27 protein-coding genes and 1 tRNA gene are annotated in these 22,924 nt (G+C 57.6%); 22 read left to right on the forward strand and 6 right to left on the reverse strand.

Features of this window, described 5'->3' with window-relative positions; all coding sequences use genetic code 11:
* Positions 1 to 21: 21 nt before the first annotated feature.
* Positions 22 to 1,320 (reverse strand): OprD family porin, encoded by a 1,299-nt coding sequence (locus tag JFT85_RS21880; protein WP_053257765.1) that lies wholly within the window; start codon positions 1,318 to 1,320, stop codon positions 22 to 24.
* A gap of 743 nt (positions 1,321 to 2,063) precedes the next feature.
* On the opposite strand from JFT85_RS21880, the gene JFT85_RS21885 reads away from it, so the two are divergent.
* Positions 2,064 to 2,489 (forward strand): HIT domain-containing protein, encoded by a 426-nt coding sequence (locus JFT85_RS21885; RefSeq protein ID WP_053257764.1) that lies wholly within the window; start codon positions 2,064 to 2,066, stop codon positions 2,487 to 2,489.
* A gap of 3 nt (positions 2,490 to 2,492) precedes the next feature.
* Positions 2,493 to 2,699 (forward strand): SlyX family protein, encoded by a 207-nt coding sequence (locus tag JFT85_RS21890; protein ID WP_053257763.1) that lies wholly within the window; start codon positions 2,493 to 2,495, stop codon positions 2,697 to 2,699.
* A gap of 69 nt (positions 2,700 to 2,768) precedes the next feature.
* Here the strand turns inward: JFT85_RS21890 and JFT85_RS28560 are convergent, their stop codons facing one another.
* On the reverse strand, positions 2,769 to 3,371 hold the full coding sequence (locus tag JFT85_RS28560) for a cold-shock protein (RefSeq protein WP_053257762.1): 603 nt from the start codon (positions 3,369 to 3,371) through the stop codon (positions 2,769 to 2,771).
* 440 nt (positions 3,372 to 3,811) lie between these two features.
* Here JFT85_RS28560 and JFT85_RS21900 point away from each other — a divergent pair, with 440 nt between their 5' ends.
* From JFT85_RS21900 to JFT85_RS21990, 20 genes are all read left to right on the forward strand, one after another.
* Complete coding sequence (locus JFT85_RS21900; protein ID WP_053257761.1) at positions 3,812 to 4,285, forward strand: Dps family protein; 474 nt, start codon at positions 3,812 to 3,814, stop codon at positions 4,283 to 4,285.
* Positions 4,286 to 4,466: 181 nt separating this feature from the next.
* On the forward strand, positions 4,467 to 4,808 hold the full coding sequence (locus JFT85_RS21905) for a ribbon-helix-helix domain-containing protein (RefSeq protein ID WP_053257760.1): 342 nt from the start codon (positions 4,467 to 4,469) through the stop codon (positions 4,806 to 4,808).
* Positions 4,809 to 4,979: 171 nt separating this feature from the next.
* Positions 4,980 to 5,201: an FmdB family zinc ribbon protein gene (locus JFT85_RS21910; RefSeq protein WP_017139808.1), complete on the forward strand. Its 222-nt coding sequence runs from the start codon at positions 4,980 to 4,982 to the stop codon at positions 5,199 to 5,201.
* A 107-nt stretch (positions 5,202 to 5,308) separates the two neighbouring features.
* On the forward strand, positions 5,309 to 7,084 hold the full coding sequence (aspS, locus tag JFT85_RS21915) for an aspartate--tRNA ligase (RefSeq protein ID WP_078827235.1): 1,776 nt from the start codon (positions 5,309 to 5,311) through the stop codon (positions 7,082 to 7,084).
* 136 nt (positions 7,085 to 7,220) lie between these two features.
* Entirely contained in the window at positions 7,221 to 7,967 is a 747-nt protein-coding gene (locus JFT85_RS21920; protein WP_053257758.1) for a YebC/PmpR family DNA-binding transcriptional regulator, read from the forward strand.
* Positions 7,968 to 8,124: 157 nt separating this feature from the next.
* A complete protein-coding gene (gene ruvC, locus JFT85_RS21925) occupies positions 8,125 to 8,649 on the forward strand; it encodes a crossover junction endodeoxyribonuclease RuvC (protein ID WP_016975450.1) in 525 nt (174 codons plus the stop codon).
* Positions 8,650 to 8,716: 67 nt separating this feature from the next.
* Complete coding sequence (gene ruvA / locus JFT85_RS21930) at positions 8,717 to 9,328, forward strand: Holliday junction branch migration protein RuvA (protein ID WP_053257757.1); 612 nt, start codon at positions 8,717 to 8,719, stop codon at positions 9,326 to 9,328.
* A complete protein-coding gene (ruvB, locus tag JFT85_RS21935; protein WP_053257756.1) occupies positions 9,329 to 10,387 on the forward strand; it encodes a Holliday junction branch migration DNA helicase RuvB in 1,059 nt (352 codons plus the stop codon).
* Positions 10,388 to 10,538: 151 nt separating this feature from the next.
* The gene (gene ybgC, locus JFT85_RS21940; RefSeq protein WP_201230401.1) at positions 10,539 to 10,994 is read left to right on the forward strand and encodes a tol-pal system-associated acyl-CoA thioesterase; all 456 of its coding nucleotides are present in this window, start codon (positions 10,539 to 10,541) and stop codon (positions 10,992 to 10,994) included.
* A 1-nt stretch (position 10,995) separates the two neighbouring features.
* Complete coding sequence (tolQ, locus tag JFT85_RS21945; RefSeq protein ID WP_024077143.1) at positions 10,996 to 11,691, forward strand: protein TolQ; 696 nt, start codon at positions 10,996 to 10,998, stop codon at positions 11,689 to 11,691.
* A gap of 23 nt (positions 11,692 to 11,714) precedes the next feature.
* Complete coding sequence (gene tolR / locus JFT85_RS21950) at positions 11,715 to 12,167, forward strand: protein TolR (protein WP_161793227.1); 453 nt, start codon at positions 11,715 to 11,717, stop codon at positions 12,165 to 12,167.
* Positions 12,167 to 13,240 carry a cell envelope integrity protein TolA gene (gene tolA / locus JFT85_RS21955; protein WP_053257754.1) on the forward strand — a complete coding sequence of 358 codons (1,074 nt, stop codon included), beginning with the start codon at positions 12,167 to 12,169 and terminating at the stop codon, positions 13,238 to 13,240. The genes tolR and tolA overlap by 1 nt, the downstream gene beginning before the upstream one ends.
* A 17-nt stretch (positions 13,241 to 13,257) precedes the next feature.
* Positions 13,258 to 14,538 carry a Tol-Pal system beta propeller repeat protein TolB gene (gene tolB, locus JFT85_RS21960; RefSeq protein WP_169875597.1) on the forward strand — a complete coding sequence of 427 codons (1,281 nt, stop codon included), beginning with the start codon at positions 13,258 to 13,260 and terminating at the stop codon, positions 14,536 to 14,538.
* A gap of 55 nt (positions 14,539 to 14,593) precedes the next feature.
* Entirely contained in the window at positions 14,594 to 15,094 is a 501-nt protein-coding gene (pal, locus tag JFT85_RS21965) for a peptidoglycan-associated lipoprotein Pal (protein WP_003209827.1), read from the forward strand.
* Positions 15,095 to 15,100: 6 nt separating this feature from the next.
* On the forward strand, positions 15,101 to 15,937 hold the full coding sequence (gene ybgF / locus JFT85_RS21970; protein WP_201230403.1) for a tol-pal system protein YbgF: 837 nt from the start codon (positions 15,101 to 15,103) through the stop codon (positions 15,935 to 15,937).
* 164 nt (positions 15,938 to 16,101) lie between these two features.
* Positions 16,102 to 16,749 carry a 7-carboxy-7-deazaguanine synthase QueE gene (queE, locus tag JFT85_RS21975; RefSeq protein WP_053257751.1) on the forward strand — a complete coding sequence of 216 codons (648 nt, stop codon included), beginning with the start codon at positions 16,102 to 16,104 and terminating at the stop codon, positions 16,747 to 16,749.
* Between the two features lies 1 nt (position 16,750).
* Complete coding sequence (queC, locus tag JFT85_RS21980; protein WP_096236742.1) at positions 16,751 to 17,428, forward strand: 7-cyano-7-deazaguanine synthase QueC; 678 nt, start codon at positions 16,751 to 16,753, stop codon at positions 17,426 to 17,428.
* Between the two features lie 63 nt (positions 17,429 to 17,491).
* Positions 17,492 to 17,567, forward strand: a tRNA-Lys gene (locus JFT85_RS21985).
* A gap of 501 nt (positions 17,568 to 18,068) precedes the next feature.
* Positions 18,069 to 18,539 carry a hypothetical protein gene (locus JFT85_RS28505; RefSeq protein WP_242486548.1) on the forward strand — a complete coding sequence of 157 codons (471 nt, stop codon included), beginning with the start codon at positions 18,069 to 18,071 and terminating at the stop codon, positions 18,537 to 18,539.
* A 23-nt stretch (positions 18,540 to 18,562) separates the two neighbouring features.
* Positions 18,563 to 18,973 (forward strand): hypothetical protein, encoded by a 411-nt coding sequence (locus JFT85_RS21990; protein ID WP_242486549.1) that lies wholly within the window; start codon positions 18,563 to 18,565, stop codon positions 18,971 to 18,973.
* Positions 18,974 to 19,121: 148 nt separating this feature from the next.
* On the opposite strand, the gene pstB is transcribed toward JFT85_RS21990, so the two are convergent.
* The 4 genes from pstB to pstS form a co-directional block, all read right to left on the reverse strand.
* The gene (gene pstB, locus JFT85_RS21995; RefSeq protein WP_053257749.1) at positions 19,122 to 19,901 is read right to left on the reverse strand and encodes a phosphate ABC transporter ATP-binding protein PstB; all 780 of its coding nucleotides are present in this window, start codon (positions 19,899 to 19,901) and stop codon (positions 19,122 to 19,124) included.
* Positions 19,901 to 20,773 (reverse strand): phosphate ABC transporter permease PstA, encoded by an 873-nt coding sequence (pstA, locus tag JFT85_RS22000; protein ID WP_053257748.1) that lies wholly within the window; start codon positions 20,771 to 20,773, stop codon positions 19,901 to 19,903. The genes pstB and pstA overlap by 1 nt, the downstream gene beginning before the upstream one ends.
* A complete protein-coding gene (pstC, locus tag JFT85_RS22005) occupies positions 20,770 to 21,738 on the reverse strand; it encodes a phosphate ABC transporter permease subunit PstC (RefSeq protein WP_371850818.1) in 969 nt (322 codons plus the stop codon). The genes pstA and pstC overlap by 4 nt, the downstream gene beginning before the upstream one ends.
* Before the next feature lie 82 nt (positions 21,739 to 21,820).
* Positions 21,821 to 22,837: a phosphate ABC transporter substrate-binding protein PstS gene (gene pstS, locus JFT85_RS22010; protein ID WP_078827231.1), complete on the reverse strand. Its 1,017-nt coding sequence runs from the start codon at positions 22,835 to 22,837 to the stop codon at positions 21,821 to 21,823.
* Positions 22,838 to 22,924: the final 87 nt, after the last annotated feature.

Below are 22,924 nucleotides of genomic sequence, written 5' to 3' on the forward strand. Positions count from 1 at the left end.
TCGTTGTAATCAAACTGGCGATTACAAGATGTTCAGCGGGTATTGCGCGATCAGACGCAGTTCGTCGATAGACGCCGAACCGTAGTACACGCCGTCAGACGAACGATAGGTCGCTTGACGTACGCGCAGGCTCAGGTCTTTCGCTGGGCCGCTCTGGATCACGTATTTGGCTTCGATATCACGTTCCCATTCTTTGGCATTGGTCGTGGTGCCGTTGTCGGCGCCGCTGCCAGTCACATAGCGGGTCATGAAGCTCAGGCCTGGAATGCCGAATTTGGCCATGTTCAGGTCGTAGCGAGCTTGCCAGGATTTTTCACCCTCGGCGTTGAAGTCGGAACGTGCAACGGAGTTAGCCAGGAAGATCGAACCGCCGCCGTCTACGCCGTAGCCGTAGTCGCCATCACCGCTAACCTTCTGGTAGGCCAGGGTAAAGGTGTGAGCGTCGACGGTGTACGCGCCTTGCAAGCTGTAAGCACGGTTGTCGAGCTTGGTGGTGTTGTCTTTTTCAGCACGTTGCAGACCGGCGCCATCGCTTTTGGTGTCGTAGATGTTGAAGTCTACGGCGACCGACTGGTTGTCGGTAAGCGCGTGGGTCCAGTTCACGTTGGCGTAGAGTTTCTTCCAATAGTCTTCGACTTTCGAGTAGTAGAGGCTAGTGGTGAGCTCTGGGGTCCAGGCGTAAACGCCGCCCACGAAGTTAGCCGCTCTCAGGCCGCGACCGGTGTTGGGTTCGGAGCTGCTGATACTGTCTTTGTAGGTGTGATCCTGGGCAACGATCGAGGTGAAGTGACCGGCCTCAAGTTTCAGGTCTTTGATTTCGTTGCTGGTCAGCGAGAAGCCTTGCGGCAGCTCTGGAAGCAGACGGCTGTCATCGGAGGCGAACACCGGTGCGGTGGTGTATTGATCACCGACTTTCAGCACAGTGTTGGAAATACGGAACTTAACCGCAGCGCCGCCTTTGGAGTAGTCGTCTTCCGAGCGACCGTCAGAACCGGTAGGGAACAGACCGGTACCGGCGCGGCCCTTGCCGCTGTCGAGCTTGACGCCCAGCAGGCCAATGGCATCAACACCGAAACCAACGGTGCCTTGGGTAAAGCCGGATTGGTACAGGCCGTTGAAGCCCAGACCGGTTTCTTCGCTGCGGCTTTGGCCGGTGTCGTTATTGCGCTTGTCACGGCTGAAATACAGCAACCGGGTGTTGATGCTGAAAGTGCTGTCTTCAACAAAACCCTTGGCGTCGTCTTGTGCGGACGCCATTGCGTATTGCGAGGTGCCTGCTGAAACAGCCAGGGCGATCATGCTCCACTTCATCACGCGCATCGTGATTTGCTCCTTTGGTTTTAGGAAGAGTACTGCCGTCCCACCTGTATTTTTATCTGGGCGGCTCTTTCTTTTTTGTGTCGGCGCAAAGTTATATCACGCAGACCCTATTGACGATACTTACCCATCTATCCTTTCAGCTTCTTTACGAGGCTGTCGTAAATTGCTAGTTCCATGTCGCAAATTCACAGCCCGATGTAACAGGGCTGACAACTTAAGTGCTGTTTTCAGACCGCTTTCGAAGTTTGAAGTCGTCCTTGGTGCGCACTCAAACGCTGCTGTTTTTTATCGCGAAACACCTGCTTCCAGGCGGGTGCCCTTGTCGACTATACGAGTGTCAATGCAACAAGCGTGCACAAAGCGGTAACCGAATGTCATTTTTTCGTGAAAACCGTTACGGCAGTGTAAAAACCGCATAAGCACGGGCTTCTTACGTCGTTTACTTTGGGCTTGACGCCCGGGTGTGTCACCTGTGGGGTGGTACACAAAACCTGTGCCAGGGTAAAACGTTACCGGTTCACCCCCTTGAGTGGGTAGTTGGCGGATCTCTTTGAAGCACAGGTGGGTCATTTTGGTGCATCCCGTTCAGGCCCGAATCAGCGTAGCTCAAATATTCGGCTGCCTCGAAAAGGTGCAGCTTTTTTATCCGGTTGCCTCACGGCTCCCCTGCATTGGCCGTGAAGCCTCACGCATTCAAAGGTATGCTGGGCACCTGATATCGACCTGCCGAACGGAGTGCCCGCGTGTTCGCCTTAGATCAACGCCTGCAACAAGACACACTGGCCATTGGGGACTTTCCGCTCTGTCGCCTGCTGCTGTCCAACGACTCGAACTACCCCTGGTTTATCCTGGTGCCGCGCATCAAGGGTATCAGTGAAGTGTTTCAACTGGATGTCGCAGATCAACAAACACTGTGGAAAGAAACGACGGCCTTGGCGCAACTGCTTAATGAAGGCTTCGTGGCCGACAAGATGAACATTGGCGCTTTGGGTAACGTTGTCAGCCAGCTGCATGTGCATGTGATCGTGCGCAAACGGGATGACGCTGCCTGGCCCGCACCGGTCTGGGGCAAACACCCGGCCCAGCCTTATACCGAGGAGCAAGTGGCGGCGATCCGCAGCCGACTGCGCGTGTTATTGCCTGCCGGCTTCATCTTTACCCAGGACTGAATCATGGACCTGCAAGAACGCGTCACCGACCTGGAAAGCCGTCTGGCCTTTCAGGACGACACCATCGATACCCTCAATGGCATCCTCGTCGCCCAGCAGCGTGCGGTTGAACGGCTGCAACTGCAGATGATGGCGCTGCTCAAACGCCAGGAAGAAATGGGTGGCCAGTTCGAGTCATCCGAAGAAGAGGCCCCACCGCCTCACTATTAATGAGCACGCAATAAAAAACCGCGACCCAGCCAAGCTGGATCGCGGTTTTTTTTGCGCTGCGGGTGGGAATCAGCGACGCGGCAATGCCGCGATCACGTCTTCGGCCTGCAGGCCTTTGTCGCGGTTCATGACGGAGAATTCCACGCGCTGGCCTTCGACCAGGACGCGATGGCCTTCGCCACGGATAGCCCGGAAGTGGACGAAGATATCGTCGCCCGAATCGCGGGAAATAAAGCCGAAGCCTTTAGAGGTGTTGAACCACTTGACGGTCCCGGTATCCCGGTTGGTCATGTCGTAGCTTTGCGACGCGGCGGCGGGGGACGAACGGTAGAAGCTGATGGCCAGGTGAAGAACGATGGCGACCACAGCAATCACCAGGCTGAGCAGTATGGCTGGGTGGCCGCCTACTTCAGGCATCGGTGCCAGGAGGGTGAGGGTTTGAACGACAACGGTCAGCACCAGCAACGCACTGACCAGGTTTTGCAGTTGATGACGCGTGCCTTTGTTCCAGTAAGGGATTACCGGTACCAGCGTCAGGTTAAGAAGGCCGAACAAGGCCAGGTACAGAGCGTCGTGTTGTTCCAGGTAGGGAGGGCTTCCCTGTTGCAAGCTCGGTATAAAGGACAGCAGCAAAGCTGCAACGCCCGTTAGCAGGTGGACGATTTTCAACATTTTGATTAACTCACGTTAAGAAGGATCACAAGGAAGAGCTGACTGGCACGGTTCGCTTCTGAACAATGGGAGGCGTTGAGCACGTGCGCGGGTATCAGCCTATGTGGCGGCCGCAGAAATAAACGGCGAACCACACGATGTCTATTTAACAGCAAAGGCTGTGCCTACTCAAATCAAGCATTTCGGGGCGTTAAAGCCAGCAGGGCATTTCTGCATCAAACGCTTGTCCTAGACAGGTGCGGGCTTTTCGGGCGACATTTTGAATGTTTTCTGACCTGCGCAAAGCTTGTCCGCCGGTCGCGGGCGAGTGACAGCCTTGGGGGAGAGCGGGGCGATTTGTCGCATGGCACCTGCGTGAGGCGGGCTGCACACCGGCGGCACTCTTGCTAGAGTGGTCCTGCACCTGATCAATGAATATTCGTCAATTGAAGGGGAAAAACATGGCAATCGATATTGGTATCAGTGAAGAAGATCGTAAATCCATCGTCGATGGGCTTTCACGGCTTCTGTCCGATACCTATGTACTGTATTTGAAAACCCACAACTTCCATTGGAACGTCACGGGCCCCATGTTTCGTACGCTGCACTTGATGTTTGAAGAGCAGTACACCGAACTCGCCCTGGCAGTGGACTCCATTGCCGAGCGCATCCGCGCCCTGGGCTTCCCGGCACCGGGTGCCTATTCGATCTACGCCCGCCTGTCGTCCATCAAGGAAGAGGAGGGTGTGCCAAGTGCCGAAGAAATGATCAAGCAATTGGTGGCAGGCCAGGAAGCGGTGACACGTACCGCGCGCGGGATCTTCCCCTTGCTCGACAAGGTCAGCGATGAGCCGACGGCGGACTTGTTGACCCAGCGCATGCAAGTCCACGAGAAAACCGCGTGGATGCTGCGTTCCCTGCTCGAAAATCAATAAGCTTCGTGCCTGAGCGGCGCCTTCCTGGCGCCGCTCGCTTGTTTCTCTGCGCTTCCTGGCGTTGTCCTACGATTATCGACTCCCCGTCTTCTGGCTGCCCCTCTCGTCCTGCTGTTTTATAGGCCTACTGTCCAATGGGAGAAACCCATGGGCTGCTGTTTGGCAATGGAGTGTCAGGTGTATGTCACGTGGAGTGAGTAATGGAGTGATGGAAACCTGTGGTTTTCATAAGATAAAGGTCGACCCCTTTGCAAAAGGGTTCGACATGGGGCTGGCCAAGCCGTTGTCCCGGTCGGTCAGGCTCAATGGGTTCTCGACCTGCCTGCGGCTTGAACAGATCTATTGGAATATCCTTACGGAGATAGCCGGGATCAATGCCTGCTCAGTCAGTGCGTTGCTGTCTTACGTCGACCGGGAAGTGCATTTAAGGTACGGAGGGGTGAAGAACTTCAGTGGGCTGGTCAGGGTGGTGTGCGTGGTTCACGTACTAAAAGGACGTATCAGCGCCCTTAACCCCGATTAATCCGGCAGTTGCGAAGCGGGCCCTCCGTCAAGGCGGGCCAGGCTTCGGGCAGAAAGCCGGCTGCACTGCCTCGATTTACCAGATATAATCCCGCGCTTTGCTGCGCACGCCTTGGGTTTATCCACAGGGCCGGGCGTGGCGCAGTAACGATCTGATCGCCGAGACATCTCCATGCCCATGTACGACTATCAATGTGCTTCCTGTGGTCATCAGTTGGAAGCCATTCAGAAGATCAGCGCAGCGCCGCTGGTCGATTGCCCTGCCTGCCAGGCTCCTGAGCTGAAGAAGATGTTGTCCATGCCGGGCTTCCGCCTGAGCGGCGGCGGCTGGTACGAGACCGACTTCAAGACCGGCGCCAAGAAAAACCTGGCGGGCGGCGACAAAGCAGACTGAGTTGAACTCTACGCGCAGGCTCCTGCATTATCCGTCCCCTGCTTAACTGTACGGTGACGAGGCGAGCCTCCACCGAATTTCGAATTACGAGAAGTGAAACCACTACCATGATGCGCAGCCACTATTGCGGCCAACTGAACGAGACCCTGGATGGTCAGGAAATCACCCTTTGCGGATGGGTTCACCGTCGCCGCGACCACGGCGGGGTGATTTTCCTCGATATCCGTGATCGTGATGGTCTGGCCCAGGTGGTGTTCGATCCGGACCGCGCCGAGAGCTTCGCCGCCGCCGACCGTGTGCGCAGCGAGTACGTTGTGAAGATCACCGGCAAGGTTCGCCTGCGTCCGGCCGGTGCCGTGAACGCCAACATGGCGTCCGGCGCAATTGAAGTGCTGGGTTACGAGCTCGAAGTGCTGAACGAGTCGGAAACCCCGCCGTTCCCACTCAACGAGTATTCCGACGTTGGCGAAGAAACGCGCCTGCGCTACCGCTTCCTCGACCTGCGTCGCCCGGAAATGGCCGAGAAGCTGCGTCTGCGTTCGCGCATGACCACCAGCATCCGTCGCTTCCTCGACGAGAACGGCTTCCTCGACGTCGAAACGCCGATCCTGACCCGGGCCACCCCGGAAGGCGCGCGTGACTACCTGGTGCCGAGCCGTACCCACGCCGGTTCCTTCTTCGCCTTGCCGCAATCGCCGCAGCTGTTCAAGCAACTGCTGATGGTGGCTGGCTTCGACCGTTACTACCAGATCGCCAAGTGCTTCCGCGACGAAGACCTGCGTGCCGACCGCCAGCCAGAATTCACCCAGATCGACATCGAGACCAGCTTCCTCGATGAAAAAGAGATCATGGGCCTGACCGAGCAAATGATCCGCAACCTGTTCAAGGAAGTGCTGGATCTGGAATTCGGCGAATTCCCGCACATGACCTTCGAAGAAGCCATGCGCCGCTACGGTTCCGACAAGCCAGACCTGCGTATTCCGCTGGAACTGGTGGACGTGGCCGACCAGCTCAAAGCAGTCGACTTCAAGGTGTTCAGCGGCCCGGCCAACGACCCTAAATGCCGTATCGCTGCCCTGCGTGTACCCGGCGGCGCGAGCATGCCGCGCAAACAGATCGACGACTACACCAAGTTCGTCGGCATCTACGGTGCCAAAGGCCTGGCGTACATCAAGGTCAACGAACGCGCCAACGGTGTTGATGGTCTGCAATCGCCGATCGTGAAAAACATCCCGTTGGACAACCTGAACGCGATCCTGGATCGCGTTGGCGCGGTCGACGGCGACATCGTGTTCTTCGGCGCCGACAAGGCCAAGATCGTCAGCGAAGCGCTGGGCGCACTGCGCATCAAGCTCGGTCACGACCTGGACCTGCTGACGTGCAAGTGGGCGCCGATGTGGGTCGTCGACTTCCCGATGTTCGAAGAGAACGACGACGGCAGCTTCAGCGCCTTGCACCACCCGTTCACCGCGCCGAAGTGCTCGCCTGAAGAATTGGAAGCCAACCCGGCCGGCGCTTTGTCCCGTGCCTATGACATGGTGCTCAACGGCACTGAGTTGGGTGGCGGTTCGATCCGTATCCACCGCAAAGAGATGCAACAAGCGGTCTTCCGCCTGTTGGGCATCAACGAAGCGGAACAGGAAGAGAAGTTTGGCTTCCTGCTCGACGCCCTGAAATACGGCGCGCCGCCGCACGGTGGCCTGGCGTTCGGTCTGGACCGTCTGGTGATGCTGATGACCGGCGCCCAGTCGATCCGTGAAGTGATTGCCTTCCCGAAAACCCAGAGTGCTGCGGACGTGATGACCCAGGCTCCGGGCGTGGTGGATGCCAAGGCGCTGCGCGAGCTGCATATCCGTCTGCGCGAGACGCCTAAGGCTGAGTAAGGCTGCGGCGTGAAAGCGCAATAAGGTTTTACGCAGTCAAAAAGGCGCATCTTCGGATGCGCCTTTGCGTTTAAAAGAGGGAATTCCTGCCTGGGGCGGGATTGATAAGGTTTCTAGAGAATTTCGGAGTTGTGTTATGGCTGGCCATTCCAAGTGGGCGAACATCAAGCACCGCAAAGAGCGTCAGGATGCCAAGAAAGGCAAGATCTTCACCAAGTGGATTCGCGAACTGACCGTCGCCGCCCGCCAAGGCGGTGGTGACCCAGGCTCCAACCCGCGTCTGCGCCTGGCGCTGGACAAGGCCTTGGGCGCCAACATGAGCCGCGACATCATCGACCGCGCTGTGGCCCGTGGTGCCGGTGCGGCCGACACCGACGACATGGTCGAGCTGAGCTATGAAGGCTATGGCCCAGGTGGGGTGGCGGTAATGGTCGAGTGCATGACCGACAACCGCAACCGTACGGCGGCAGCGGTGCGCCATGCATTCAGCAAATGCGGCGGCAACCTGGGCACCGACGGTTCGGTGGCCTACCTGTTCGAGCGCAAGGGGCAGATCTCCTTCGCGCCCGGTACGGATGAAGACGCGTTGATGGAAGCCGCCATGGAAGCGGACGCCGACGACGTAGTCACCAACGAAGACGGTTCCATCGATGTATTCACCTCGTTTGCCGGGTTCTATGCCGTGCGTAATGCACTGGAAGCGGCCGGTTTCAAAGGCACTGACGCGGAAATCGTGATGCTGCCGACTACCAGCGCCGAGCTGGACCTGGACGGCGCGCAGAAAGTGCTGAAGATGCTCGATATGCTCGAAGACCTGGACGATGTGCAGAACGTTTATTCCAATGCCGACATTCCAGAAGAAGTCGCAGCACAGCTAGTCTGAAGAATGATGTAAATCAACATGTGGGAGCTGGCTTGCCTGCGATAGCATCACCTCGGTTTAGAAGACGCACCGAGGTGCCTGCATCGCAGGCAAGCCAGCTCCCACAGTTGATCGATGTTGGCCGCAAGAATTGTGTTCCCCCCAACCCGCAGGCGTTATGACTTTAATCCTAGGTATCGACCCCGGTTCGCGCATTACCGGTTTTGGCGTGGTGCAACAGACCCCGCGTGGCTGCGTCTACGTCGCCTCGGGCTGCATCCGCACCGGCGCGGGCGAGTTGGCCGAGCGCCTGCAGATCGTCTATCGCGGCGTGCGTGAAGTGATCCAGACCTACGGGCCGGTCACGATGGGCATCGAAAAGGTCTTCATGGCCAAAAACGCCGACTCGGCCCTCAAACTCGGCCAGGCCCGTGGCGCCGCCATTGTCGCCGGTGCGGAGGAGGGCATGGAAATCGCCGAATACACGGCGACCCAAGTCAAACAGGCCGTAGTGGGCACCGGTGCGGCAAACAAGGAGCAGGTGCAGATGATGGTCATGCACATGCTCAAGCTCACCTCAAAACCGCAAATCGACGCCTCCGACGCCCTGGCTATTGCCATTTGCCATGCCCACACGCGCTCCAGTCTGTTGCCGCATGGCCTGGGCACGGCACGCAGTCGTGGCGGGCGGCTGCGTCTCTGATAGCATCAGCGCAATCGTAATTTCCGGTCAGGCCGTGTTCTGACCCCAAGCTTTAAGGATCTGAACCGTGATTGGACGCTTGCGCGGCACCCTGGCTGAAAAACAGCCGCCGCACCTGATTCTGGATGTAAATGGGTTGGGGTATGAGCTGGAAGTGCCCATGACCACCCTCTATCGCCTGCCATCGATCGGAGAGCCGTTGACCCTGCACACTCACTTGGTGGTGCGCGAAGACGCGCAATTGCTCTATGGTTTCATTGGCAAGCGTGACCGCGACTTTTTCCGCGAACTGATTCGCCTCAATGGCGTGGGGCCCAAGCTTGCCTTGGCGTTGATGTCGAGCCTGGAAGTGGATGAATTGGTACGCGCTGTTTCGGCCCAGGACACCTCCGCGCTGACCAAGGTGCCGGGGGTCGGCAAGAAAACCGCTGAGCGCCTGCTGGTGGAGCTCAAGGACCGCTTCAAGGCCTGGGAAGTCGTGCCGAGCATGTTTGCCCTGGTGCCGAACCAGCCGGATATGCCGGTGGGGCAGCTTGCAAGTGCCGAAAGCGATGCCGTCAGCGCGTTGATCTCCCTGGGCTACAAGCCGCAGGAGGCCAGCAAGGCAGTGTCGGCCATCAAGGACAAGAACCTGAGCAGCGAAGACATGATCCGCCGAGCCCTGAAGGGAATGATTTAAGTGATTGAAGCAGATCGTCTGATTGCGGCCACCGGCCCGCGCGACCGTGAAGAAGTCCAGGACCGGGCCATCCGCCCGCTGAGCCTGGCTGAATATATCGGCCAGCCGACCGTACGCGAGCAGATGGAGTTGTTCATCCAGGCCGCGCGCGGGCGCAATGAGTCCCTGGACCACACGTTGATCTTCGGCCCGCCGGGGCTGGGTAAAACCACCCTGGCCAATATCATCGCGCAGGAAATGGGCGTGTCGATCAAGTCCACCTCCGGCCCGGTGCTGGAGCGTCCGGGTGATCTGGCGGCGCTGCTGACCAATCTTGAGCCCCACGACGTGCTGTTTATCGACGAGATTCACCGGCTGTCGCCGATCGTCGAAGAAGTGCTGTACCCGGCCATGGAAGACTTCCAGCTCGACATCATGATCGGCGAGGGCCCGGCGGCCCGCTCGATCAAGCTCGACCTGCCGCCTTTCACATTGGTCGGCGCAACGACTCGCGCGGGCATGCTGACCAACCCGCTACGAGACCGTTTCGGCATTGTTCAACGTCTAGAGTTCTATAGCACCGCTGACCTGGCGACCATCGTCAGCCGGTCGGCGAGCATTCTCGGCTTGCCCCTGGACCCGGAAGGCGCCTTTGAAATCGCCCGCCGGGCCCGTGGCACGCCACGGATCGCCAACCGTTTGTTGCGTCGCGTACGCGATTTTGCCGAGGTGCGGGCCAAGGGGCATATCACCAAGGCCGTGGCCGACCTGGCGTTGAACCTGCTGGATGTGGACGAGCATGGCTTCGATCATCAGGATCGACGTCTACTCTTGACCATGATCGAAAAGTTCGACGGTGGGCCGGTGGGCGTGGACAGCCTGGCGGCCGCCATCAGTGAAGAGCGCCATACCATTGAGGATGTGCTGGAGCCGTACCTGATCCAGCAGGGCTACATCATGCGTACGCCACGGGGGCGAGTGGTGACGCGCCACGCCTATTTGCACTTTGGGTTAAACATTCCGTCACGATTGGGCGAGATGCCTGTAGTAGACGAATTCCTCGATGCAGTGGACGATTAAAAAGATCACGCCAGTCGATTTATCTTAAGTTTGTGCTGTCCTAGTGGCTGGTGTCGTCATTCAGTCGTTATAAATATTCTCGAGAACCCAGAGCGAGAATGAAAAAACAGTTGCGAGCCGGATTGGCAACCTGAGGAGTAAGCACTAGAGTATGCGCGCGCAAAACGGGGATCAGTCGTTCGCACATCGCTGTCGCGTTTATTACGAGGACACCGATGCTGGCGGCATCGTGTATTACGTCAACTACCTCAAGTTCATGGAGCGGGCTCGAACCGAGCGGCTACGGGAGTTGGGCTTTGCCCAATCGACGCTTGCGGGGGAGGACCTGTTGTTTGTCGTGCATTCCAGCGAGGCGCGTTACCACGCGCCGGCGCGGCTGGACGATGAACTGCTGGTCAGCGCGGAAGTAATCGAATTGAACCGTGTCAGCCTGCGCTTTAAACAGCAAGTCAGGCGGGCAACGGATGCAACGCTGCTCTGTGAGGGGCAGTTCCTGGTGGCGTGTGTGCGCACCGATAGTTTGAAACCCCGGGCCATTCCCGAAGCTCTACGTGCGGCCTTTGCCGGCGTAAGCGGCGCGGGTAAACAATCAAAGCAGGAGATTTAGCGTGGAACCTACCGTCGTCGACCATTCCTCCATGTGGAGCCTGGTCAGCAATGCCAGTGTTGTGGTTCAACTGGTGATGCTGATCCTGGTAGCCGCATCGGTTACCTCTTGGGTCATGATTTTTCAGCGCAGCAACTTGCTGCGTGCCGGTCGACGTGCCCTGGAGAGCTTCGAAGAGCGCTTCTGGTCGGGTATCGACCTGTCCAAGCTGTACCGTCAGGCGGGCAGCAACCCGGACCCGGATTCGGGCGTCGAGCAAATCTTCCGCGCCGGTTTCAAGGAGTTCTCGCGCCTGCGTCAGCAGCCGGGCGTCGACCCTGAAGCGGTCATGGAAGGTGTGGCCCGTGCCATGCGCGTCGCGATTTCACGCGAAGAAGAGAAACTCGAGCAGAGCCTGCCGTTCCTCGCTACCGTCGGCTCCGTCAGCCCGTACATCGGTCTGTTCGGCACCGTGTGGGGGATCATGAACTCCTTCCGTGGCCTGGCTCAGGCCCAGCAAGCCACCCTGGCCACTGTGGCCCCGGGTATCGCCGAAGCCCTGGTCGCTACCGCGATCGGCCTGTTCGCTGCTATTCCAGCAGTAATCGCTTACAACCGTTTTGCCGCACGCGGCGAAACCTTGATCAGCCGTTACTACACCTTCGCCGACGAGTTCCAGGCGATCCTGCACCGTAAAGTGCACACCAGCGAAGAATAAGCAGGTATTTCCCAATGGCTTTAATCGCTCGAGCTCGCAAAAAGCGCAAGCCGGTCGCCGAGATGAACGTAGTGCCCTACATCGACGTGATGTTGGTGCTGCTGGTCATCTTCATGGTGACCGCGCCGATGCTCAATCAGGGCGTGAAGGTTGATCTGCCCAAGGTTTCCAGCGAAGCCTTGCCGCAAGACAACAACACTCAGGTCCTGACCATTTCGATCAAGGCTGACAAGACCTATTACTGGAACCTTGGCAGCGAAGTCGACACTCAGAAACAGCAGGACAAGGCCTTGACCTTGCCGGCCATGACTGACGCGGTGACCAAGATCATTCGCTCCGGCAATGAAGGCGGCAAGCACACCCAGGTCTTTATTCGCGGCGACAAGTCGGTTGACTATGGCTCCGTCATGGGCGCCATGGGCGGGCTGCAGAAGGCCGGCGTCGGTAACGTTGGCTTGATCACCGAGGCGCCCTGATGCACCAACAGCGAGAGCCGTCCGCCTCGGAAAGCTACTTCTGGCCTAGCGTCTGGGCAATTGCCCTGCACGTCCTGGTGTTTGGCATGCTGTTCGTCAGCTTTGCCATGACACCGGACCTGCCGCCAGCCAAGCCGATCGTGCAGGCGACCCTGTATCAGCTGAAATCGAAAAGTCAGGCCACCACCCAGACCAATCAGAAGATTGCGGGTGAGGCCCAGAAGTCGGCTGCGCGCCAGACCGAAGTCGAGCAGATGGAACAGAAGAAGGTCGAGCAGGAAGCGGTGAAGGCTGCTGCGGAACAAAAGAAAGAAGAGGCGGCTCAAAAGGCCGAGGAATCGAAAAAGGCTGACGAAGCCAAGAAAGCTGACGAGGCGAAAAAGGCTGATGAAGCCAAGAAAGCCGAGAAAGCTGCCGAAGCCAAAAAGGCCGAAGAGAAACAATTGGCTGATATAGCCAAGAAGAAGTCTGAAGAAGAAGCCAAAAAAGCTGCCGAAGAAGAGGCCAAGAAAAAGGCCGCTGAAGAGGCCAAGAAAAAGATAGTCGAAGACGCGAAGAAAAAAGCCGCCGAAGACGCCAAGAAAAAAGCTGAAGCAGACGAGGCGAAGAAAAAGATCGCCGACGACGCGAAGAAGAAAGCTGCCGCCGATGCCACCAAGAAAAAGGCCCAGGAAGCAGCACGTAAGTCCGCCGAAGAGAAAAAGGCCCAGGCCTTGGCAGATTTGCTTTCCGACACGCCGCAGCGTCAGCAAGCCTTGGCCGATGAGCGTGGTGATGAAGTCGCGGGCAGTTTCGACGACCTGATTCGGGCACGGGCAGCGGAAGGTTGGACGCGTCCACCTTCGGCACGTAAAGGTATGACAGTAGTGCTGCAGATCGGCATGTTGCCGGACGGCACGGTGACTTCGGTCAGCGTTTCCAAGTCCAGTGGTGACGGTTCGTTCGACAGTTCGGCGGTTGCCGCGGTCAAGAACATTGGCCGGTTGACCGAGATGCAGGGAATGAAACCAAGCGACTTCGCTCCCTATCGTTCATTCAAGATGACATTCACACCTGAGGATCTAGCCTTGTGAGAAACCTTCTTCGAGGAATGCTTGTCGTTATTTGCTGTATGGCAGGGATAGCGGCGGCGGATGAAAAGAACATCCTGGTCACCAGCGGTAGTGATCGGGCCACCCCGATCGCGGTTGTACCGTTCGGCTGGCAGGGCGGCAGCGTGCTGCCGGACGACATGGCCCAGATCGTCAGCGACGACCTGCGCAACTCCGGTTACTACGCGCCGATTCCGAAAGGCAACATGATCAGCCAGCCGAACCAGGCCAGCGAAGTTGTGTTCCGTGACTGGAAGGCCGTCGGCGCCCAGTACCTGATGGTCGGCAACATCGTGCCGGCCGGCGGTCGCCTGCAAATCCAGTACACGTTGTTCAACGTGGCTACCGAGCAGCAGGTCTTGACCGGCAGCGTATCGGGCACCGCCGAACAACTGCGGGACATGGCGCACTACATCTCGGACCAGTCGTTTGAAAAACTCACCGGTATCAAGGGTGCGTTCTCGACACGCCTGCTTTATGTAACGGCTGAGCGTTTCTCCGTAGACAACACGCGTTACACGCTGCAGCGTTCGGACTACGACGGCGCGCGCGCCGTGACCTTGCTGCAGTCCCGTGAGCCCATCCTGTCGCCGCGCTTCGCGCCGGACGGCAAGCGTATTGCCTACGTGTCGTTCGAACAGCGCCGTCCGCGTATCTTCGTCCAGCACATCGATACTGGCCGTCGTGAGCAGATCACCAACTTTGAAGGCCTCAACGGTGCGCCAGCATGGTCACCGGATGGTTCGCGCCTGGCATTCGTACTGTCCAAGGATGGCAACCCGGATATCTACGTGATGAACATGGCTTCGCGCCAGATCAGCCGTGTTACCAGCGGCCCGGGCATCAACACCGAACCGTTCTGGGGTAAGGATGGGTCGACCATCTACTTCACCTCCGACCGTGGCGGCAAGCCTCAAATCTACAAAACAAGCGTAGGTGGCGGTGGCGCAGAACGCGTGACCTTTATTGGTAACTACAATGCCAACCCTAAGCTTTCGGCTGATGAAAAGACGTTGGTGATGATTCACCGTCAGGATGGTTTCACTAATTTCCGGGTTGCGGCCCAGGATTTGCAGCGTGGAACGGTAAAAATCCTCACAGACACCAACCTTGATGAGTCAGCTACTGTTGCGCCCAACGGCACCATGGTAATCTACGCCACCCGCCAGCAGGGCCGGGGAGTCTTGATGCTCGTGTCCATTAATGGACGCGTAAGGCTCCCGCTTCCTACCGCACAAGGCGAAGTCAGAGAACCGTCCTGGTCCCCTTACCTGAACTGACGCGGCGCTACAAAAAGATTTGCTTAACACACTGGGGTTCATTAGGAGTTTCACGATGGAAATGCTGAAGTTTGGTAAGTTTGCTGCTCTGGCTCTGGCTCTGTCCGTAGCCGTTGGTTGCTCGTCTAAAGGCGGCGACAATGCCGGTGAAGGCGCAGCTGTTGATCCAAACGCTGGTTACGGCGCTAACACTGGTGCAGTTGACGGCTCCCTGAGCGAAGAAGCTGCTCTGCGCGCTATCACCACTTTCTACTTCGAATACGACAGTTCGGACCTGAAGCCAGAAGCCATGCGCGCTCTGGACGTTCACGCGAAGGACCTGAAAGCTAACGGCGCTCGCGTTGTTCTGGAAGGTAACACTGACGAACGTGGTACTCGTGAGTACAACATGGCACTGGGCGAGCGTCGTGCGAAAGCCGTTCAGCGCTACCTGGTACTGCAAGGTGTTGCTCCAGGCCAACTGGAACTGGTTTCCTACGGTAAAGAGCGTCCAGTTGCTACTGGCCACGACGAGCAGTCCTGGGCTCAAAACCGTCGCGTCGAACTGCGTAAGTAATTCGTCATGCGAACGTGCCGTCGTGCTCTAACTGTATTGGCTCTCAGCTTCGCACCGCTTGCGGTGTGGGCTGCGGTTCCTGTGGAAGATAGCAACTCTGGCTATAACAATAGCGGGAGCAGTTATCCGCCAGCGGGTTATGGCACGAACGGCGCCTATGCTGGGGGGGCGGCTACGTCCGCCCCCTCGGCACAGGGCGAACTGTTCAACCAGCTGCAACGCATGCAGGATCAATTGTCGCAGCAACAAGGCACGATTGAAGTACTGCAGAATCAAGTGAACCAGCTGAAGCAAGAAGGCCTGGAGCGTTACCAGGATCTTGATCGACGCATTGGAGCCGGCGTAACACCTGCCGCAACTCCTGATAATTCTTCTGCCGGTGGTGCGCCAAGCGCTGCCGCCGGTGTTGCCGCAGCAGGGGCAGCGGCGGCTAGCCAAGCCCCTGCCGCCAGCAGCGAACCGGGTGATCCAGCGAAGGAAAAACTGTATTACGATGCAGCCTTCGACCTGATCAAAGCCAAGGATTTCGATAAGGCCAGCCAGGCTTTTACCGCATTCCTGCGCAAGTACCCAAACAGCCAGTACGCGGGCAATGCCCAGTACTGGTTGGGTGAGGTCAACTTGGCCAAGGGTGATTTACAAGCAGCAGGCCAGGCTTTTGCCAAGGTCAGCCAGCTGTACCCAAAGCACGCCAAGGTGCCTGATTCCCTGTACAAATTGGCCGACGTAGAACGCCGCCTGGGTCATACCGACAAGGTCAAAGGCATTCTGCAGCAAGTGGTTGCCCAGTATCCGGGTACCTCTGCTGCTCAGTTGGCCCAGCGGGATCTGCAACGCTTGTAAGCGATGTCGCCCGTTTAGAAGAAACCCGCGCCTGGCGCGGGTTTTTTCGTTAGAATCCACGCCCTTTTATGAAACACGCTCCTTGGGGTTGACGCGTTGGCGCAATCCCTTGAAGTGCCTGACGGAGGCGGACAGCCTGTTTAGCTGTTACGCCCGTGGCGACTATGCAAGACACATTACGTATTACCGAAGTTTTTTACTCGTTGCAGGGTGAAACGCGAACCGCTGGCCTGCCCACCGTATTTGTACGGTTGACCGGTTGCCCTTTGCGTTGCCAATACTGTGACAGCGCCTACGCCTTCAGTGGCGGCACCGTGCGCACGCTCGACGACATCCTTGAGCAGGTTGCCGGCTTCAAGCCGCGCTACGTCTGCGTGACCGGTGGCGAGCCTCTGGCCCAGCCCAATGCCATCCCGTTGCTCAAGCAACTGTGTGATGCAGGTTACGAAGTCTCGCTGGAGACCAGCGGAGCGCTGGACATCTCTGCCGTGGATTCGCGCGTAAGCCGAGTGGTCGATCTGAAGACCCCAGGCTCCAAGGAAGCGCACCGTAACCTGTACGAGAACATCGATCTGCTGACGGCCAACGACCAGGTCAAGTTCGTGATCTGTTCGCGCGACGATTATGACTGGGCGGCTTCCAAGCTGATCCAATACGGCCTCGACCGTCGTGCCGGCGAAGTATTGTTCTCGCCGAGCCATCATGACTTGAACGCCCGCGACCTGGCCGACTGGGTCGTGGCGGACAACCTGCCGGTGCGCCTGCAATTGCAGTTGCATAAATACCTGTGGAATGACGAGCCGGGGCGCTGACATGACGGGTCAAAAGCGCGCAGTCATCTTGCTGTCCGGCGGCCTCGACTCCGCCACCATGGTTGCCATGGCACAAGCGCAGGGCTACCTCTGTTACACGATGAGCTTCGACTACGGTCAACGCCACCGCGCCGAGCTGGACGCCGCCGTGCGTGTCGCCCGTGACTTGAGTGTGGTCGAGCACAAGGTGATCGGACTCAACCTCAATGGCATCGGCGGGTCAGCCCTTACCGACAGCAGCATCGAGGTGCCCGAGGCGCCCAGCGAAGGCATCCCGTTGACCTACGTGCCGGCGCGCAACACCGTGTTTCTGTCCCTGGCTCTCGGTTGGGCCGAAGTACTCAATGCCCGTGACATCTTCATCGGCGTCAACGCACTGGACTACAACGGTTATCCGGACTGCCGTCCAGAGTATGTCGAGTCATTCGAGCGCATGGCCAACCTGGCGACCAAGGCGGGTGTGGAAGGGCAGGGCTTTCGTATCCAGGCCCCGCTGCAGAACATGACCAAGGCAGACATTGTGAGGGCTGGCGTAGGACTTGGCGTGGATTACGCGCTGACTGTTTCCTGCTACCAGGCAGACGATGCTGGCCGTGCTTGTGGGAAATGTGACGCTTGCCGACTGCGTGCAGAAGGCTTCCAAACGGCCGGAATTACAGACCCAACGCGTTATTTCTGATTTATTTCAAATAAGGTGTTGAATAATCCTTAGAAATCAGTATTATACGCGCCACCACACAGCGGGTCGTTAGCTCAGTTGGTAGAGCAGTTGGCTTTTAACCAATTGGTCGTAGGTTCGAATCCCACACGACCCACCATTTTTGGCGGTTTAGAAAATCCGGAAGGCCCACGCAAGTGAGGATTTCCGGGTTTTTTTTTGCCTGGGATTTGGTTGAGAAGTAGAGCCTGGGTGAGGGGTTACCACTAAAGCCGGTGCAGGGGGCGTGCCGTCGCGGCGTTCGCTACGCGAGGTTTCAATAGAATGTCTTGAGTGATGGGCAACTCAGATATATCTCCCGCAATTGTCAGTTATAGACCTTATCTGCTTTAGGAAAAGTCCACGCCGTCCGAGCGCTCTTTCTGATAGCGCGGTTTGGTGTCAGCCATTTACTGTCATATCGTGAAATGTGCGTACAAGTCGTCAGTTGCCTTGATCGAAATCAGCAATTATTTACAGCCGACAATGACGCCTTTCAGACCGCTAGGGCATTCATCGGTGTCAGCACTATTGATGCGTGTGAGGCCTTATAACCATGGCTATGAACGGGCATTGCATTGATGCCTATTGATGGCTATTCCAAAAGAGGGCTGTGGTTGTTATGAATATCTACCGTTCGCAACTTTCTCCACAAGCAATACATGTTCAACTGCCAACACAATCGCCAGCGAGTGTGACGGTAATAAAATCTGAAGACAGTGCTTCACCTACTCCGCTTATTTCCGATGCCTCAGTGCTCAATAAAGTAAGCGATCCAAAATTTGAAATGAAGAAAGAGTTCACATCTCCCAACGGATTGTTTGGTGTGAAGTACTCGCTTGCCGCTCCGAGCCCTGGGTTGAGCAACATTACGTTCCCTATCATTATCGACGAAGGTCTTCAAAAAAAGGCTGATAAGGACGCAGGGATTTACTACGCGATGATGTTCGGCGTCAATACTGAGAAAGGTACAGCCCTTGGTCGTGGCTATATCGGGATGCAACCCCGAGGGGATGGCAAGGCGCTGATTATTTTTCCGGATATGGCCCGCATTTCAATGCGCCCAAAGGGCGTGCTGAATTTGATGGGGTAACAGGCGCGAGCAATAGCACCTTGGTGGACTTTAAGTTTGGCAATAAGTATGAACTTACTGTCGAACGAGACCCCGCAGACCCGCGAATTTTGAGCGCCTATGTTCAGGATGTTACGGATCCTGATAACCCTGGGCCAAAACAACATGTCAAAGATATACACGTCGATCAGAATGTTGCGCTAGCGGGTAGTGACGCTGGCTTCGTCGAACAATACGGCGCGAAAATAAATAAAAGCTCGCAGATAGCGCCTACCCGCGGTAGTTTTTTTGCACCCTTTACTACTGATGACAAGGGGGATGTAAAGGTGGGTGAAATCATGAGCACAGGTCTGTACGGCAGGTATAAAAATTCGACGGTAGGTAAACAGCATATTGTCAAAGAACAGGGCGTAGGTAAGGAGTTGGAGTTCTCTTTGCAAGGTGTTGGCTCTTAGGCGCAAACTGACGGCTGGCAGTATAGGTAGTGTTTTCGAAGGGCCTGTAAAACTTTATTCCCACCGCCTTATGGCGGTTTAGAAAATCCGGACGGCTCGCGCAAATGAGGCGTTCCGGATTTTTTGGTTAAAGAGTATTGGCGTCCGCTCAACCAAACCGCCCGGTAATATAGTCCTCCGTTTGCTTCATCTGCGGCTTGGTGAAGATCTCGTCCGTATTCCCATACTCAATCAATTCCCCCATGAACATGAACGCGGTGTTGTCCGACACCCGCGCGGCTTGCTGCATGTTGTGGGTCACGATAATCACCGTGTATTGCGCCTTCAACTCTGTAATCAACTGCTCGATACGCCCGGTCGAGATGGGGTCGAGTGCAGAGGTCGGTTCGTCCAGCAGCAATACCTGCGGTCGCAGGGCAATCGTGCGCGCGATGCACAGTCGCTGTTGCTGGCCACCCGAGAGGCTCTGTGCGCTCTGGTTGAGTTTGTCTTTCACTTCATCCCACAGGGCGCCGCCGCGCAAGGCTTGCTCGACGCGGTCATTCATTTCGCGCCGGGACAATTTTTCATGGTGACGCACCGCGTAGGCGATGTTGTCGAAGATCGACATCGGAAACGGCACGGGCTTCTGGAACACCATGCCCACATGGCTGCGCAGGCGGTTCATCGAATAGCCGGGGGCGAGAATGTTTTCGCCATTGAGCAGCACTTCGCCACGCGCTTCTTGCTTGGGGTACATCGAGTAGATGCGGTTGAACACCCGCAGCAAGGTGGACTTGCCGCAGCCTGAGGGACCGATGATGGCCGTGATGCGCTTTTCCGGAATGTCGATGTCGATGGATTTCAGGGAACGTTGATTGTTGTAGAAAAACTCCAACCCGCGCACCTGGATTTTGGTTTTTTCGTGAGCAATGCCGGTGGCGTCCATCAGTGAGACCTATTGCGTAAAAGAATCAGGCGGGATGCCAGGCTGAGTACCAGCACGAACAGCGTGAGCACCAATGCACCGGCCCACGCGAGCGCATGCCAGTCGTCGAACGGGCTCATGGCGTACTGGAAAATAACCACCGGCACGCTGGCAATCGGCTTGAGCAGGTTGCTGCTCCAGAACTGATTGCCGAAGGCGGTGAACAGCAGCGGCGCCGTTTCCCCGGTAATCCTGGCCAGCGCGAGCAGGATGCCGGTGACCACGCCGGCTTTGGCCGCCCTCAACACGATCTGCAGTGTCAGCTTCCACTGCGGCACACCCAGTGCCAGGGCCGCTTCGCGCATGGTCGAGGGTTGCAGCTGGAGCATTTCATCGGTGGTGCGTACCACCACCGGGATTACCAGCAGGGCCAAGGCCAATGCCCCCGCGATGGCAGAAAATCCGACCTGGTGATTGGTCAGCAGGTTCAGCGGCAGAATGACGCCGGTGTAGATGAACAGCCCCAGCACAATGGATGGCGCGGACAGCAGGATGTCGTTGATGAACCGCACGGTAGTACCCAGGCGCGAGTGTCGTGCGAACTCTGCCAGCCAGATGCCCGCCATCAGCCCGATGGGGGTGCCGATCAGCAATGCGATAGCGGACATCAGTGCGCTGCCATAAAACGCATTGGCCAGGCCGCCTTCAGTGCCGGGCGGTGGGGTCATCTGGGTAAACAGGCGCAGGTTCAACGCCTGGAAGCCATTGACGATGGTCGTCACTAATATCCATGCCAGCCACAGCAGGCCAAAGGCCGTAGCGCCGCAACTGAGGCACAGGGCTACGCCGTTTTTAAGCGCGCGTTTTCGGTAGAGGCGTTCGTTGGCGTTCATAGCCCTTCCTTACGCGACAGGCGCATCAGCATCAGCCGCGCCAACGCCAGCACGACGAAGGTCACGATAAACAGCAGGAAGCCCAGGGCGATCAGCGCCGAGCGATGCAGATCGGTGTAGGCCTCGCTGAACTCGTTGGCGATGACCGACGCGATCGAGCTGCTGGGCATCAGCAGTGAGGCGGAAAACTGCTGGGCGTTACCCAGTACGAAGGTCACGGCCATGGTCTCGCCGAGGGCACGACCCAAGCCGAGGAAGATGCCGCCGACCACCGCCGAACGGGTGTAGGGCAACACGATGTCCCACACCACTTCCCAAGTGGTGCTGCCCAAGGCGTAGGCGGATTCTTTCAACTGTGTCGGCACACTGCGAAACACCTCATGCATCACCGACGTGATGAACGGCATGATCATCACCGCCAGCACGATGCCGGCGGTCAGCATGCCAATCCCCAGTGGCGGGCCCTGAAACAGCGAGCCGACCAAGGGCAGGGCGCCCAGGTAGTCATTGATCAACGGCGACAGGTGTTCGGCCATAAACGGCCCGAACACGAACAGGCCCCACATGCCATAGATGATCGATGGAATACCGGCGAGCAATTCAATCGCTGATGCGACCGGCATCTTCAGCCAGGGCGGCGCGACTTCGGTGAGAAAAATCGCGATGCCGAAACTGACCGGGACTGCAATCAGCAAGGCCAGAAACGAGGTCACCAGGGTGCCGTAGATCGGCACCACGGCGCCAAAGTGGTTATTGACCGCATCCCACTCGGTGCTGGTGATGAAGTCGAAACCAAAGGTCTTGAACGCCAGCCCGCCGCCCCAAAGGGTCGAGGCTGCAATGGCTGCCAGCAGCAGTAGCACCAACATGGCTGCGCCGAACAGTGTGCGTTTGAACCACAGATCGTGGCGTTGATCGCGGGCCGCGCGGCTGTCGCTGCGTGTGTCGCCCGCGTGAGTTGTCATAACCAGGGTTTGGACGCTGTCGTTCATATCAGATGTGCTCACCGCCTTCCTCAAGCGATGAGGAAGGCGGTCATAAGGCGAATCAGTTGGTGAAGTCAGACTTCCAGTAACCTTCGATTCGCGTCACCAGAGAGTCCGGCAATGCTACGTAGTCCAGTGCCGCAGCCTGTTGCTGACCTTTTTCCAGTGACCACTTGAAGAAGCTGAAGGCGGCCTGGCTTTGCTCCGCGTTCTTGGGCTGCTTGTACATGATGATCCAGGTGGTGGCTGTGATCGGCCATGCGCCTTCGCCTGGCGCGTTGGTCATGATCAGGTTGAAGTCTTTGGCGTGGGCCCAGTCGGCGGTGTCAGCGGCGGCCTGGAACGCTTTGGCGTCAGGTTTGACGAATTTCCCCGAAGCGTTCTTCAACTGGGTGTACGTCATCTTGTTCTGCAACGCGTAGGCGTATTCCACAAAGCCAATGGAGTTTTTGATCTGCTTCACGTAGGCAGAAACCCCTTCGTTACCCTTGCCACCCACGCCGACCGGCCAGGGCACGGTGGTGCCGAAGCCGATCTTGGTTTTCCAGCTATCGCTGACTTTGGACAGGTAGTTGGTGAAGTTGTACGAGGTGCCCGAGCCGTCGGAGCGGTGCACTACGGTGATGTTCGCCACCGGCAGGTTCAAGCCGGGGTTGAGCGCGGCGATTGCCGGGTCGTTCCAGGCCTTGATGTCACCGAGAAAGATCTTCGCCAGCACATCACCGTCGAGTTTCAACTGACCTGCGGCCACACCTTCGACGTTCATCACCGGCACGATGCCGCCAATTACGCTGGGGAACTGGCCCAGGCCGCCGGCTTTGAGTTCATCGGCGGACAGCGGCGCGTCCGAGGCGCCGAAGTCAACGGTGGCTGCCTTGATTTGGGCGATACCGCCGCCGGAGCCGATGGACTGGTAGTTGATGCGGTTGCTGGAGTTCTTACTGTAGTCCTGTGACCACTTGGACAGCACCGGGTAGACGAAGCTCGAACCGGCACCGGTAACGTCAGTGGCGTGGGCCACACCGCTCAGGCACAGGGCGGTCAACAAAACGGACAGACTTTTTTTGCTCGGCAACATCACGACAACACCTCAAGGAAGGGGTAAGTGGATAGGTCCACCTGTCTAAGACGTGACGATTTAATTCCTGAGATGTGTCGGTTTAAT

Origin of the sequence: Pseudomonas sp. TH04, from assembly GCF_016651355.1 — a bacterium.
In the GTDB taxonomy this organism is placed as follows: Bacteria; Pseudomonadota; Gammaproteobacteria; order Pseudomonadales; family Pseudomonadaceae; genus Aquipseudomonas; species Aquipseudomonas fluorescens.

Excerpts from the sequence above, each read along its gene's own strand:
- JFT85_RS21880 (WP_053257765.1), bottom strand. The coding sequence starts at position 1,320 with ATGCGCGTGATGAAGTGGAGCATGATCGCCCTGGCTGTTTCAGCAGGC.
- JFT85_RS21890 (WP_053257763.1), top strand. The coding sequence starts at position 2,493 with ATGGACCTGCAAGAACGCGTCACCGACCTGGAAAGCCGTCTGGCCTTT.
- JFT85_RS28560 (WP_053257762.1), bottom strand. The coding sequence starts at position 3,371 with ATGTTGAAAATCGTCCACCTGCTAACGGGCGTTGCAGCTTTGCTGCTG.
- JFT85_RS21900 (WP_053257761.1), top strand. The coding sequence starts at position 3,812 with ATGGCAATCGATATTGGTATCAGTGAAGAAGATCGTAAATCCATCGTC.
- JFT85_RS21905 (WP_053257760.1), top strand. The coding sequence starts at position 4,467 with ATGTCACGTGGAGTGAGTAATGGAGTGATGGAAACCTGTGGTTTTCAT.
- JFT85_RS21910 (WP_017139808.1), top strand. The coding sequence starts at position 4,980 with ATGCCCATGTACGACTATCAATGTGCTTCCTGTGGTCATCAGTTGGAA.
- aspS (WP_078827235.1), top strand. The coding sequence starts at position 5,309 with ATGATGCGCAGCCACTATTGCGGCCAACTGAACGAGACCCTGGATGGT.
- JFT85_RS21920 (WP_053257758.1), top strand. The coding sequence starts at position 7,221 with ATGGCTGGCCATTCCAAGTGGGCGAACATCAAGCACCGCAAAGAGCGT.
- ruvC (WP_016975450.1), top strand. The coding sequence starts at position 8,125 with ATGACTTTAATCCTAGGTATCGACCCCGGTTCGCGCATTACCGGTTTT.
- ybgC (WP_201230401.1), top strand. The coding sequence starts at position 10,539 with ATGCGCGCGCAAAACGGGGATCAGTCGTTCGCACATCGCTGTCGCGTT.
- tolA (WP_053257754.1), top strand. The coding sequence starts at position 12,167 with ATGCACCAACAGCGAGAGCCGTCCGCCTCGGAAAGCTACTTCTGGCCT.
- tolB (WP_169875597.1), top strand. The coding sequence starts at position 13,258 with ATGCTTGTCGTTATTTGCTGTATGGCAGGGATAGCGGCGGCGGATGAA.
- pal (WP_003209827.1), top strand. The coding sequence starts at position 14,594 with ATGGAAATGCTGAAGTTTGGTAAGTTTGCTGCTCTGGCTCTGGCTCTG.
- ybgF (WP_201230403.1), top strand. The coding sequence starts at position 15,101 with ATGCGAACGTGCCGTCGTGCTCTAACTGTATTGGCTCTCAGCTTCGCA.
- queE (WP_053257751.1), top strand. The coding sequence starts at position 16,102 with ATGCAAGACACATTACGTATTACCGAAGTTTTTTACTCGTTGCAGGGT.
- queC (WP_096236742.1), top strand. The coding sequence starts at position 16,751 with ATGACGGGTCAAAAGCGCGCAGTCATCTTGCTGTCCGGCGGCCTCGAC.
- JFT85_RS28505 (WP_242486548.1), top strand. The coding sequence starts at position 18,069 with ATGAATATCTACCGTTCGCAACTTTCTCCACAAGCAATACATGTTCAA.
- pstB (WP_053257749.1), bottom strand. The coding sequence starts at position 19,901 with ATGGACGCCACCGGCATTGCTCACGAAAAAACCAAAATCCAGGTGCGC.
- pstA (WP_053257748.1), bottom strand. The coding sequence starts at position 20,773 with ATGAACGCCAACGAACGCCTCTACCGAAAACGCGCGCTTAAAAACGGC.
- pstC (WP_371850818.1), bottom strand. The coding sequence starts at position 21,738 with ATGACAACTCACGCGGGCGACACACGCAGCGACAGCCGCGCGGCCCGC.
- pstS (WP_078827231.1), bottom strand. The coding sequence starts at position 22,837 with ATGTTGCCGAGCAAAAAAAGTCTGTCCGTTTTGTTGACCGCCCTGTGC.